Here is a 12,444-nt window from a genome sequence, read left to right as displayed (position 1 = left end):
GGTGACAGGGGGGTCCTGGTCCAATCTCACCCGTTCGGCGGATACCGTACTGATGAGGATGGCTGGGTCGCATTTGGGCAACCACCGCCGACCGCTGCCCCTGGGAGCCTCCTGCGTCCTACTGTTGAGGGGTGCGTCTGTCGTGCACGGCTGCGTGGTGCGAATCCAGCCGTGATGGCATGACTACGAGGCCATCGCGTGGCATCGGCATCGCCGGCTGTGAGAGGGACGGGCATGAAACCCACCGAAAGCGCCGACCCGTCACCTGATTTCGGCGGCGGGGAGCTCCGGTCGGTCCGGATGGGCCGCTTCCGCGTGCCGGCGTCCAGGACCCGGGGCATCCGCCCGCCGGACACCGGCGCGGGCAGCGGTGCGGGCAGCGGACTGACCGGACTGCTCGGGAACCGCTCCGCACTGCCGCTCGCCGTCGTCGGCCTGGCCGCCGCGCTGCTCGTCACCGGCGTGGCCGGGGTGCTGAGTGACCGTCAGGCCCTGTTCCCCGGCGGCAGCGCGGGCTGGGCGCTCGCCGTGCTCGCCGGCATCCTCGTCGGTCACCTGGTGGCCCTGGGCCGGGACCGCTGGTGGGGCGGCACCGGCTCCGGCGCGGCCCTCACCCTCGGCGTGCTCATCCTCTACGGCTGGGTCCCCGCCGGGCTGGTCGCGCTGGCGGTGGCCGGGCTGGTCGGCGCGGCCCGGCGGCAGCGCTGGCGGCAGGGGCTGCTGCACGCCTCGGTGGACGTCCTGGGCATCGGCGCCGGGGCGCTCGTCCTCGCCCTCTTCGGTGAGAACCCCAGCGTGGAGTCCCCCTGGGGGCCGGACGACTGGGGCCTGGAGGCGGCTCCCGAGGTGGCCCTGGCGGCGGTCGCCTACCTGCTGGTGACGCGGCTGCTGCTCTGGTTCGCGGTGGCCCCGCGCGGCGGCGGACTGCCCACCGTCGCCCGGACGGCCCTGCTGCGGCAGGCGCTGGTCGCCGTCGCCCTCCTCGGCATCGCCCCGCTGATCTGCGTGGTCGCGGTGACCCAGCCGGTGCTGCTGCCGCTGTTCTCGATCCCGCTGATCGCCCTCGACTCCACCCTGTGGATCGCCCGGGCGCGGGCCGAGGAGCAGCTGCGGGACCCGCTGACCGGACTGCCCAACCGGCAGTGGCTGCTGGAGCGCACCTGGACCGCCCTGGACGAGGCTGAACGTTTGGGCACCCGGTCTGCTCTTGTGTTGATCGACCTGGACCGGTTCCGTGCCGTCAACGACACGCTGGGCCATCTGGCGGGCGACCGCCTCCTCCTCCAGATCTCCGAACGGCTCCGGCAGGCCCTCCCCGGCCAGGCGGAGGCGGCCCGTCTGGGCGGCGACGAGTTCGCCGTCCTCCTCCCCACCACAGACTCCACCACCAGCGCCCAGCGGGTCGTCCGCCACCTGGTGGCCGAGCTCAGCTCCCCCCTCGACCTCGACGGACTCACCCTGGTCCTGGAGGCCAGCGCCGGCCTCGCGGTCTTCCCCGACCACGCGCTCGACGCGGAGGGCCTCCTCCGGCGCGCGGACGTGGCCATGTACCAGGCCAAGCGCGACCGCACGGGGGTGGAGGTCTACGAGTCCAAGCGGGACAGCAACACTCCCGACCGCCTGGGCCTCCTCGGCGACCTCCGCCGGGCCCTGGACACCGGCGAGGTGGAACTCCACTACCAGCCGAAGGTCCGCTTCGACGGCCAGGTCGCCGGCCTGGAGGCGCTGGTCCGCTGGGTCCACCCGGAGCGCGGCCGGGTCCCCCCGGACGAGTTCATCTCGATCGCCGAGACCTCCGGCCTCATGCCCCACCTCACCGAGTACGTCCTGGAGACCGCCCTGGCCCAGGTCGCCCGCTGGCGCGCGCAGGGCCTGAAGGTTCCGGTCGCGGTCAACGTCTCCCCGCGCGACGTCCACACCCCCGGCTTCGCGGGAGCCGTCGCCGCCCGCCTCGCGCGCCACGGCGTCCCGGCGGGCGCCCTCCAGCTGGAGATAACGGAACACGTCCTCCTCGAAGACCCCCAGCGGGCGGCGGACACCATGGCGGGCCTCACCGGCCACGGCGTGAAGATGTCCCTGGACGACTTCGGCACCGGTTACTCCTCGCTCGTCCACCTGCGCCGCCTGCCGGTCAGCGAACTGAAGATCGACCGGTCGTTCGTCGCCCGCCTGGCGGTCGACGCCCAGGACGCGGAGATCGTCCGCTGCACGGTCGACCTGGCCCACTCCCTGGGCCTGCTCGTGGTCGCCGAGGGCGTGGAGGACGACGAGACCTGGGAACGCCTCCGCGACCTGGGCTGCGACGCGGTCCAGGGCTGGCTGGTCGCCGCGGCGATGCCTCCCCAGGAGGCCACCGCCTGGCTCCTCGCCCGCGGCGAACGCGGCTGGCGCCGCCCGGCGGACATCACCGCGGAGCTCTCCGACACCCCGGCCCCCTAGCCGGGGCCGGCCCCCGCCCCGGGCTCCGCCCGCCCCGGCCGTGTGGGCAGTCGTGCCGCAGGGCGGCACGGGTGGGCACACGGCACCCCGGCCCGCTCCCGGACCCCGTCCGGCCCCACTTCCGTCCGGCTCCCGGACCCCGGCCGGGGGCCTTCCCCGCCCCACCCCTTCCCGAAACCGGGGCTCCGCCCCGGACCCCGCCCCCGTCCGGGGCAGCCCCGTTCGTACCAGGCCTGCGGGCCGGTGGGGGCTGGTCGCGCAGTTCCCCGCGCCCCTGACGGGCGCAGCCCCCCGGGGGTCCGGGGCGGTCCCGTTGCGCCGGCCTGTGGGCCGTCCGTGGCCGTTCGCGCAGTTCCCCGCGCCCCTGACGGGGCGCAGCCCCACCGGCGGGGTTCGGGGCCGCAGGCCCCGTAGGGGGCCGGGGCGGAGCCCCGGTTTCGGGAAGGGGCGGGGTGGGGAGACGCTCCGCGCAGCGGCAGCCCAGCCCCGCCGGGCTTAACCGTTTCACGGGTCGGGGCGGTGGCCCCATAGGATTGGGGCCGAAACTACACACTCACCCCCAGAGGATCGCTGCATGCCTGGCATCACGCGCGAGGAGGTCGCCCACCTCGCTCGGCTGGCACGTCTGGAACTGGCCGAAGGCGAGCTCGACCACTTCGCCGGACAGCTCGACACCATCATCGGCGCGGTCGCCCGCGTCGCCGAGGTGGCCGACCAAGACGTCCCGCCGACCTCCCACCCGCTGCCGCTGACCAACGTCATGCGCACGGACGAGGTCCGACCGTCGCTCACCCCCGAGCAGGCGCTCTCCGGAGCCCCCGCCCAGGAGCAGCAGCGTTTCAAGGTGCCGCAGATCCTGGGGGAGGACTAACCGATATGAGCGACCACAGCAACACGAGCATCATCAAGCTCACCGCCGCCGAGACCGCCGAGAAGATCGCCTCCGGCGAGCTGACGGCCGTCCAGGTCACCGAGGCCCACCTGGCCCGGATCGACGCCGTCGACGAGAAGGTGCACGCCTTCCTCCACGTCGACCGCGAGGGTGCCCTCGCCCAGGCCCGCGCCGTCGACGCCAAGCGCGCCGCCGGCGAGAAGCTCGGCCCGCTGGCCGGCGTACCGCTCGCGCTCAAGGACATCTTCACCACGGTCGGCGTTCCGACGACCGTCGGTTCGAAGATGCTCGAGGGCTGGATCCCGCCGTACGACGCCACACTGACCAAGCGCCTCAAGGACGCCGACGTCGTCATCCTCGGCAAGACCAACATGGACGAGTTCGCCATGGGGTCCTCCACCGAGAACAGCGCCTACGGCCCCACCGGCAACCCGTGGGACCTGACCCGCATCCCCGGCGGCTCCGGCGGCGGCTCGGCGGCCGCCCTGGCCGCCTTCCAGGCGCCCCTCGCGATCGGCACGGACACCGGCGGTTCCATCCGCCAGCCCGCCGCCGTCACCGCCACCGTCGGCGTGAAGCCCACCTACGGCGCGGTCTCCCGCTACGGCATGGTGGCCTTCTCCTCCTCCCTCGACCAGGGCGGCCCCTGCGCCCGCACGGTCCTGGACGCGGCCCTGCTGCACGAGGTCATCGCCGGTCACGACCCGATGGACTCCACCTCCATCGACGCCCCGGTCCCGCCGGTCGTCGAGGCCGCCCGCAACGGCTCCGTCGCCGGCATGCGCGTCGGCGTGGTCAAGCAGTTCCGCGGCGAGGGCTACCAGGCCGGTGTCCTGCAGCGGTTCGACGAGTCCGTGGAGCTCCTCAAGGAGCTCGGCGCCGAGATCGTCGAGCTGGACTGCCCGTCCTTCGACCTGGCGCTCGCCGCGTACTACCTGATCGCCCCGTCCGAGTGCTCGTCCAACCTGGCGCGCTTCGACGGTCTGCGCTACGGCATGCGCTCCGGCGACGACGGCACCCGCTCCGCCGAGGACGTCACCGCCCTCACCCGCGAGGCCGGCTTCGGCCCCGAGGTCAAGCGCCGCATCATCCTGGGCACGTACGCGCTGAGCTCCGGCTACTACGACGCGTACTACGGCTCCGCCCAGAAGGTCCGCACCCTCATCTCCCAGGACTTCGACAAGTCCTTCGAGAAGGTCGACGTGATCGTCTCCCCGACGACCCCGACCACCGCCTTCCCGATCGGCGAGCGCGCCGACGACCCGATGGCGATGTACCTCGCGGACCTGTGCACCATCCCGACCAACCTGGCCGGCAACGCCGCCATGTCGCTCCCGTGCGGCCTGGCGCCGGAGGACGGTCTCCCGGTCGGACTGCAGATCATCGCCCCGGCGATGAAGGACGACCGCCTGTACAAGGTCGGTGCCGCCGTCGAGGCCGCCTTCACCGCGCGCTGGGGCCACCCGCTGCTGGAGGAGGCTCCGTCCCTGTGAGTGCACTGTCCAAGGCCAAGGGCTTCAAGAAGTCAAAGTCCGGTACCTATCTGTCGATCGGCACCACCGCGTTCGGCGCGATCAGCGTGATCAAGCAGGCCCGCAGGGCCCGCACCGAGAACGACACGCTCCAGCTGATCGACGCCGTTGTGTCCGCTGCCGCCATCGTCACCGGCCTCGCGATCCTGTACCGCGAGCTGAAGCGCCTCGGCGACGACGACGTCCTGCTGGGCTGAGAGGGAAGTTCCACCGTGACTGTCACTGAACTGCTGTCGTACGAGGCGGCCCTCGCGTCGTACGACCCCGTCATGGGCCTGGAGGTCCATGTCGAGCTCGGTACGAAGACCAAGATGTTCTGCGGCTGCTCGACCGAGCTGGGCGCCGAGCCCAACTCGCAGACCTGCCCGGTCTGCCTGGGCCTGCCCGGCGCGCTGCCGGTCGTCAACGCGACCGGCGTCGAGTCCGCCATCAAGATCGGCCTCGCGCTGAACTGCGAGATCGCCGAGTGGTGCCGCTTCGCCCGGAAGAACTACTTCTATCCGGACATGCCGAAGAACTTCCAGACCTCCCAGTACGACGAGCCGATCGCCTTCAACGGCTACCTGGACGTCCAGCTGGAGGACGGCGAGGTCTTCCGCGTGGAGATCGAGCGCGCCCACATGGAGGAGGACACCGGCAAGTCGACCCACGTCGGCGGCGCCACCGGCCGTATCCACGGCGCGTCCCACTCCCTGCTGGACTACAACCGGGCCGGCATCCCGCTCATCGAGATCGTCACCAAGCCGATCGAGGGCGCGGGCGAGCGGGCCCCCGAGGTCGCCAAGGCGTACGTCGCCGAGCTCCGCGAGGTCATCAAGGCGCTCGGCGTCTCCGAGGCCCGCATGGACAAGGGCCAGATGCGCTGCGACGTGAACCTGTCGCTGCGCCCGAACGGCACCAAGACCTTCGGCACCCGCAGCGAGACCAAGAACGTCAACTCGCTCCGGTCGGTCGAGCGCGCGGCGCGCTTCGAGATCCAGCGCCACGCGGCCGTCCTCCAGTCCGGCGGCACCATCGTGCAGGAGACCCGTCACTTCCACGAGGACGACGGCACCACCACCTCCGGCCGCATCAAGGACAACGCCGAGGACTACCGGTACTTCCCGGAGCCCGACCTGGTCCCCGTCGCCCCGGCCCGCGCCTGGGTCGAGGAACTGCGGGGCGGCATGCCCGAGATGCCGCGGGTGCGCCGCAACCGGCTCCGCGAGGAGTGGGGCGTCAGCGAGTTCGACATGCAGTCGATGCTCAACGCGGGCGCCGTGGACTCCATCATCGCCACCATCGAGGCGGGCGCCGACTCGGTCGCCGCGCGCAAGTGGTGGATGGGCGAGCTGGCCCGCAACGCCAACGAGCAGGGCGTCGGCGTCGACGAGCTCCCGATCACCCCGGCCGACGTGGCCCGGGTGGCGGCGCTGGTCGCCGACGGCTCGCTCAACGACAAGCTGGCCCGCCAGGTGCTGGAGGGCGTCCTCGCGGGCGAGGGCACCCCGGACGAGGTCGTCGAGAAGCGCGGCCTGAAGGTCGTCTCGGACGAGGGCGCGCTGGGCACGGCCGTGGACGAGGCCATCGCCGGCAACGCGGCCATCGCGGACAAGATCCGCGGCGGCAAGGTCGCGGCCGTGGGCGCGCTGGTCGGCGCGGTCATGAAGGCGACCCGCGGCCAGGCGGACGCCGCCCGCGTGAAGGAGCTCATCCTGGAGCGCCTGGGCGTCACCGAGGGCTGATCCCCTCCCGATGCCGCCGAGCCGGCGCGGCCGGTCGTTTCCCACGACCGGCCGCGCCGGCTCTTTTCCGTGGCATCGGCTCCGGCTCAGCCCTTGAGGTCGTGTCCGGTGGTCACGTCCACATGGCCGGGGATCTCGTCGTGCCGGTCGCCGACGGTCAGCGTCCCGGAGGGCTCGAACATGAGGATGGACGCGCCGGACGGAGCGGACGGCCTGTGTTCCGTGCCGCGGGGGACGGTGAAGACCGCGCCACGGGGGAGCCGTACGGTCCGCTCGCCGGTGCCGGTGCCGGGCTCGCGCAACGCGATGTGCAGCTCCCCGTCGAGCACCAGGAAGAACTCGTCGGTGTCGTCGTGCGCGTGCCAGACGTGTTCGCCCTCGACCTTGGCGACGCGGACGTCGTAGTCGTTGACGCGCGTGACGATGCGGGGGCTCCACAGGGCGTCGAAGGAGGCCAGGGCCTCGTGCAGGGGGATCGGCTGGTTCGTCATGGGCTGCTCGGTCATGGGTTCATCCTGAGCCGTTCCGCACGGCCCGGGTGAGTGCTAGGAATCGCACATGCCGAAAGAATCCTCGCACCGCCTTCGCAGGTCCGGCGTGCACCGGGTGGTCGTGATCGTGGACGAGAACTCCAACCCCTTCGAACTGGGCTGTGCCACCGAGGTCTTCGGTCTGCGCCGACCTGAGATCGGCCGTGACCTCTACGACTTCACGCTCTGCTCATCCGAGCCCCGCACCCTGATGAGGGACGGATTCTTCACGCTGACGGGAGTCCTCGGGCTGGAGGCGGCCGACACGGCGGACACCCTGATCGTCCCCAACCGCCCCGACACCGACGTGCCCCGCCGCCCCGCCGTACTCGACGCCATCCGGCGGGCCCACGCGCGCGGCGCGCGCCTGGTCGGCTTCTGCAGCGGTGCCTTCACCCTGGCCGAGGCCGGGGTCCTCGACGGGCGCCGGGCCACCGCGCACTGGCAGTGGGCGGATTCCTTCCGGAGCCGCTTCCCCTCCGTCCGCCTCGAACCGGACGTGCTGTTCGTCGACGACGGTGACATCCTCACCGCCGCGGGCAGCGCGGCCGCGCTGGACCTCGGGCTGCACCTGGTCCGCCGCGACCACGGCGCCGAAGTCGCCAACTCCGTGAGCCGGCGGCTGGTCTTCGCCGCGCACCGGGACGGCGGGCAGCGGCAGTTCGTGGAACGCCCGATCCCCGACCTGCCCGACGAGTCCCTGGCACCCGTCCTCGCCTGGGCCCAGGAACGGCTGGACTCCGTGCTCACGGTGCCGGACCTCGCGGCGCGGGCGGCGGTCAGTCCGGCCACGCTGCACCGCCGCTTCCGGGCACAGCTGGGAACGACCCCGCTGGTGTGGCTCACGGGTGAACGGCTCGCTCTGGCCTGCCGGTTGATCGAGCGGGGCGAGTCCCGTCTCGAAGTGGTGGCGCGGCGGAGCGGGCTCGGCACCGCCACCAACCTGCGCACGCTCATGCGCCGTCAGACGGGCATCACCCCGTCGGCGTACCGGCGCCGGTTCGGCCCGGAGGCCGGCTGACGGGACCTCACCCCATTTTTAGGTCGATGGACCTAAAATCATGCCCATGACTGACCATCAGATCACCGACCGGCTCCGGCACGACCCCGACGGTCCCGTGCTGATCACCGGCGGCTACGGCACCGTGGGCACCGAGATCGCCCGGCTCGTCGCCCCCGTGGCCCCCGTACTCCTCACCGGCCGCTCGCCGGAGCGCGGCAAGAGGCTCGCCACCATGGTCGGCGGCGAGGTGCGGGCCTGGGACCTCGCCGACCCCGCGCCCTTCGCCGCGCCGGTCCGCGCCGTCGTCGGCTCGGTCAACGACCCCGACGACCGGGTGCTCCGCGCGGCCGTCACGGCCGGCGTCCCCTACGTGGACATCACCCGCTGGACGGCCCGCCTCCAGCGCGCCGTCACCGTGGCCGCCCTGCTCCGTCCCACCGCCCCGGTGCTGCTCTCCTCCGCCTGGATGGGCGGCGTCAGCAGCCTCGCCGCGGCCGCCCTGGCCGCCGAACTCGGCGGCGCCGACCGGGTCGAGACCTCCGTCCGCTGGGACATGGCCGACCGGGCCGGCGCGGACTCCGTGGAGTTCATGGACCGCCTCGGCGTGCACTTCGAGGTGGTCGAGGGCGGCCGCCGCCGCCTCGCCGCCCCGCTCAGCGACGCCCGTACGGTCCGCATCGGCGACGACGCGGTCAAGGTGGCCCGGATCGACACCCCCGAGCAGTTCACCCTGCCGCTCACCCTCGGCGCGGCCACCGCCGCCACCCGCATCGGCTTCAGCTCGGCCGGCGCCACCCGCGCCCTGCTGGCCCTGGGCGGCACCGGGTTCTTCCGCTGGGCCGGCGGCGACCGCTGGACCTCCGTACGCCGCGCCCTGCTGCATTCCCCGGGCGAGGGCGGCACCGCCGGCTTCCGGGTGGACGTGACGTACCGCGGCACCACCCGCACCGCCAACGTCACCGACCCGCAGGGTCAGAGCCGGCTCACCGCGCTCGGCGCGTTCCTCGGGCTGCGGCGGGTGCTCGGCCTCGACGGATCGCCCGCCCCGGACGCCGGCGTGGCCTTCCCCGAGCAGCACCCGGACCCGGTCCGCGCGCTCGAAGCACTGGCGGAGCACGGGGTCGCCGTGGAGATCGACCGGACCTCGGCCCCGGCCGCCGCGTGACCGCCGCCACCCCCAAGGGCGAGCAGCGGCGTACGGCCCTGCTGGACGCGGCCCGGCACGTCCTGGGCACCTCGGGCGGCGCGGAACTCACCATGCGGGCGGTGGCGGACGCGGCCGGCGTCCGCCTCGGCCACCTCCAGTACTACTTCCCGTCCCGCACGGAACTGCTCGCCGCGCTGCTGGAACGCATCCTGGCCGGCTCCCTGGAACGGATAGCCGGCCTGGCCGCCGACGGGCCGGACACCGGTCCCGGGGCCGCCCTGGAGGGCGTCCTCGCCGACCACGACGACCCGGCGCTGGTGCGGCTGTTCACCGAGGTCTGGGCGATGGCCGCGCACGACGCCGACGCCGCGGCGGCCGTCACCGCCTTCTACGCCGCCTACGCCGAGCAGGTCGCGGCCTTCATCCTGGCCCACGCCCCGGACACCGCCCCGGAGGAGGCCCGCTCCCGCGCCGAGGTCTTCCTGATGCTCATGGAGGGCGCGTCCCTGTTCCGCTCGGGCATCGCGGGCCGCCCCGCCACCCCCACGGAGGCCCGGCTCCGCGGGGTGCTGCTCGGGTTGCTGGAGGGAGGCGACCGAGGGACTCGGGCGGCCGATGGGCGTTCGAACCGGTCGGCTGATTGATGGCCGTGCTCCCGGCTGACGACCCCGCACAGACACTCCAGCGTGACGGTCTTGGCCGACCACACGTCGGATGCGGGCCTGCCGTAGTGGCGGAAACGGCCCGCGTACCGGACCTGCCAGGGCTCGACCGGAGGCGTGACCGGGACGGCTCCGGGCGGAGCCTCCGCGGCCCGCAGGGTGAACAGGGGACGCGCCGGCCGCCGGCCGTGACCCGGCACGCCTCGCGTGCTCCGGCCAGGGCCGACGGTCCTCAGGACCTCAGCGCTTGAGCTGGGGGTTGGCGATCACCACGACGCCGTTGTTGCAGCCCTTCTCCACCTTGATGCGAAGCCGGAGCGCGCCCGTCACGTCGATGGTCTTGTTCATCGGCTTGCCGAGCTCGACGAGTTCGGCGAACTCGGCGGGCCTGTCGTCCAGCGAGATGCTGATCCGACCCTGCTCGTGGTTGGACCCGTCGTCGATCCCCGCGGTGAACTCCAGGCTCTTCCACTCCTTGTTGAGGTCGAACTCCGTGTACGCGCCGTCGTAGCAGTCCGGCTTGGCGATGAACGCGGCGCTGTACCGGGTGGTGTTGAGCTTGGCAGGTGCGATCTCGAACTCGTCGAGCCCCGCGATGGTGTTCATCACCGTCAGGTCGGCCACCTTGGTGCCGGGGGCGATCGGCGCCGGGGAGCCGCTGCCCGACCCGCTGGGTGCGGGCGAACCCGTGGCGGGCCCCTCCGAGGCGGTGTCCGAGGGCTCGGGGGTCGGCGAGGGGGTGGCGGAACCCGGGGTCTGCGGGGCCGAGCTGGTGGCCGGCGCGGCCCCCTTGTCCCCGGCTCCGCCCGCTTCCTTCTCCTTGTCCCGGTCGGCGAGCACCGCGGCGGCAGCCACCGCGCCCGCCGCGACCAGCAGCACCGCGAGCGCCGAGGCCAGGATCAGCTTCCCGCGCTTCTTCTTCGGCTTCGGCTTCGGCTCCGTCGCGGCGACCTGTGCCACCGGAGTGGTCGGCGAGGTCGCGGAGGCGGACTCGGCGGTGGGACCCGACGGCCCGCCCGGGCCGGACCCGTAGGTGGGCGGGTACGGCGAGGAGGACGCGGGCCCGTACGGCGATCCGCCCGCCGCCCCGGGGGCGGACGGGGTTGCGGCTCCGTACGGCGATCCGCCCGCCGGCGGCCCGAAGCCGGCCGGGGCAGCAGGCGCGGGCGTCGGCGCCGAGGGAGCCGACGGTGCGGGTGTCTGCGCCGGCGCGGCGGCAGGGGGCGCCTGTTCCTGCGGAACGGCGGGCCCGGACGCCTCCGCCGTGGGCGCGGCGGGAGCCGCCGGGGCGTCCCGTGTCGGCGCGGGGGCCACCGGCGGCGGCATGGTCGGCGGCACGACCGGCGGGTTCACGGCCGACGGAGCGACTGGAGCCGCAGCCGCAGCCGCAGCGGCGGCCGGTGCGGACGTGGGCATGGCCGGAGCCGCGGGTGGCGGGGCGGTGGGCAGAGCGGCCGGCTTCGGCGGCACGCGAGGCAAGGACGTGGGCGGCGGCGGGACGAAGCCCGGTGGCACCGCGTCCGAGACGGGACGTGAGGTGGTGCTCGACGTGGTCGTGGAGACGACCGCGTGCCGGAGGTCCTTCATCCAGGACGCCAGGCTCGGTGTGCGCTTTCCCGGGTCGGAGGCGCAGATCTCCACGATCCGTGCCCGTCGCTCCTCGTCCAGGACGGCGATCTGCGGCAGCGCGGTGAACGCCGCCGCCAGCTGGCCCGGAGCGGGCGGCGGGGACTCCCCGCTCAGCAGGAAGTAGGCGATGGCGCCGAAGGCGTACCGGTCCGTGCCGGGCGTCCGCTTCCCCTCGAAGACCTCGGGTGCCGCGTACCCGGGCGTGAACCACACCTCCGCCGTCTGGTGGTCGGCGGTCAGCTTGGACAGCCCGAAGTCCACCAGGGTGGCCTGGCCGTGCGCGTCGACCATCACGTTGCCGGGGGAGAGGTCACCGTGGATGACCGTCCGCCCGGACGGGGTGGCCCGGCCCGAGTGCAGCCAGTCCAGGACGTCCGCCAGCTGCTCCAGCGTGCGCATGACCTCGCGCCGCTCGGCGGGCGTGGCCAAGGTCCGTTCGGCCCGCCAGTCCCGCAGGTCCAGCCCGTCCACGTGGTTCATGACGAGCACCAGCGCCCGCCCGCTGAGGGTGTTCCCCTCGCCCTTCCGGTGGATCGGCGGGCCCTCGAAGTGCTCGCGGACGCCGACCACCCCGGGCCGGTGCACGAACCGCAGCAGTTCGGCCTGCTCGTTCCACTTCTGGCTGGCCCGGCCGAAGACGTCGGGCGTGATCGTCGTCTTCGAATCGAGCACCTTCACGACGACCGGTTCGGCCCCGCCGGCCAGCTCGATCTCCGCGAGGTAGAGCACGGCCTCGCCGCCGCGCCCGATGGACCGGAGTAACCGGTAGCGGTCCGGCGCCGAGTCCGGTCCGATGTGCAAGTCCTGGCCGGCCAATGTCCCCCCAGCGCCAATGATTTGATAGGCGATCAGCTTGGCGTGTGGTGCGGGGGGAGGTCAATCCGCG

General features: G+C 73.4%; 10 protein-coding genes. 8 read left to right on the top strand and 2 right to left on the bottom strand.

From position 1 onward, the window contains the following. Nucleotides 1-234: 234 nt before the first annotated feature. From ACGFQ9_RS29150 to gatB, 5 genes are all read left to right on the top strand, one after another. On the top strand, nt 235-2,439 hold the full coding sequence (locus ACGFQ9_RS29150; protein ID WP_393577853.1) for a putative bifunctional diguanylate cyclase/phosphodiesterase: 2,205 nt from the start codon (nt 235-237) through the stop codon (nt 2,437-2,439). 574 nt (nt 2,440-3,013) lie between these two features. After that, nucleotides 3,014-3,310, top strand: coding sequence for an Asp-tRNA(Asn)/Glu-tRNA(Gln) amidotransferase subunit GatC (gene gatC / locus ACGFQ9_RS29145; RefSeq protein WP_365117419.1), 297 nt, complete (start codon nt 3,014-3,016; stop codon nt 3,308-3,310). A gap of 5 nt (nt 3,311-3,315) precedes the next feature. Further along, the gene (gatA, locus tag ACGFQ9_RS29140) at nt 3,316-4,824 is read left to right on the top strand and encodes an Asp-tRNA(Asn)/Glu-tRNA(Gln) amidotransferase subunit GatA (RefSeq protein WP_393577851.1); all 1,509 of its coding nucleotides are present in this window, start codon (nt 3,316-3,318) and stop codon (nt 4,822-4,824) included. Then, entirely contained in the window at nt 4,821-5,060 is a 240-nt protein-coding gene (locus tag ACGFQ9_RS29135) for a hypothetical protein (protein ID WP_393577849.1), read from the top strand. The genes gatA and ACGFQ9_RS29135 overlap by 4 nt, the downstream gene beginning before the upstream one ends. 15 nt (nt 5,061-5,075) lie before the next feature. After that, on the top strand, nt 5,076-6,587 hold the full coding sequence (gene gatB, locus ACGFQ9_RS29130; protein ID WP_393577847.1) for an Asp-tRNA(Asn)/Glu-tRNA(Gln) amidotransferase subunit GatB: 1,512 nt from the start codon (nt 5,076-5,078) through the stop codon (nt 6,585-6,587). Nucleotides 6,588-6,673: 86 nt separating this feature from the next. On the opposite strand, the gene ACGFQ9_RS29125 is transcribed toward gatB, so the two are convergent. Then, the gene (locus ACGFQ9_RS29125; protein ID WP_393577895.1) at nt 6,674-7,078 is read right to left on the bottom strand and encodes a cupin domain-containing protein; all 405 of its coding nucleotides are present in this window, start codon (nt 7,076-7,078) and stop codon (nt 6,674-6,676) included. A gap of 67 nt (nt 7,079-7,145) precedes the next feature. Here ACGFQ9_RS29125 and ACGFQ9_RS29120 point away from each other — a divergent pair, with 67 nt between their 5' ends. From ACGFQ9_RS29120 to ACGFQ9_RS29110, 3 genes are read left to right on the top strand one after another with little or no spacing between them, the layout of a single operon-like run. Further along, entirely contained in the window at nt 7,146-8,138 is a 993-nt protein-coding gene (locus ACGFQ9_RS29120) for a GlxA family transcriptional regulator (RefSeq protein ID WP_393577846.1), read from the top strand. Nucleotides 8,139-8,184: 46 nt separating this feature from the next. Then, a complete protein-coding gene (locus ACGFQ9_RS29115) occupies nt 8,185-9,285 on the top strand; it encodes a saccharopine dehydrogenase (RefSeq protein ID WP_393577845.1) in 1,101 nt (366 codons plus the stop codon). Then, nucleotides 9,282-9,911, top strand: a complete 630-nt coding sequence (locus tag ACGFQ9_RS29110) for a TetR/AcrR family transcriptional regulator (protein ID WP_393577844.1) — start codon at nt 9,282-9,284, stop codon at nt 9,909-9,911. Before ACGFQ9_RS29115 ends, ACGFQ9_RS29110 begins: the two co-directional genes overlap by 4 nt. A gap of 258 nt (nt 9,912-10,169) precedes the next feature. Here ACGFQ9_RS29110 and ACGFQ9_RS29105 read toward each other — a convergent pair whose 3' ends face one another. Continuing rightward, the gene (locus ACGFQ9_RS29105) at nt 10,170-12,359 is read right to left on the bottom strand and encodes a protein kinase (protein WP_393577843.1); all 2,190 of its coding nucleotides are present in this window, start codon (nt 12,357-12,359) and stop codon (nt 10,170-10,172) included. Nucleotides 12,360-12,444: the final 85 nt, after the last annotated feature.

It is taken from the genome of Streptomyces sp. NPDC048603, from assembly GCF_043199475.1.
Taxonomy (GTDB): Bacteria; Actinomycetota; Actinomycetes; order Streptomycetales; family Streptomycetaceae; genus Streptomyces.
This window is presented reverse-complemented; position numbering and strand designations above follow the sequence as displayed.

Bases quoted from the DNA above. Each gene is read 5' to 3' on its own strand.
- ACGFQ9_RS29150 (WP_393577853.1), top strand. From the start codon at position 235: ATGAAACCCACCGAAAGCGCCGACCCGTCACCTGATTTCGGCGGCGGG.
- gatC (WP_365117419.1), top strand. From the start codon at position 3,014: ATGCCTGGCATCACGCGCGAGGAGGTCGCCCACCTCGCTCGGCTGGCA.
- gatA (WP_393577851.1), top strand. From the start codon at position 3,316: ATGAGCGACCACAGCAACACGAGCATCATCAAGCTCACCGCCGCCGAG.
- ACGFQ9_RS29125 (WP_393577895.1), bottom strand. From the start codon at position 7,078: ATGACGAACCAGCCGATCCCCCTGCACGAGGCCCTGGCCTCCTTCGAC.
- ACGFQ9_RS29120 (WP_393577846.1), top strand. From the start codon at position 7,146: ATGCCGAAAGAATCCTCGCACCGCCTTCGCAGGTCCGGCGTGCACCGG.
- ACGFQ9_RS29115 (WP_393577845.1), top strand. From the start codon at position 8,185: ATGACTGACCATCAGATCACCGACCGGCTCCGGCACGACCCCGACGGT.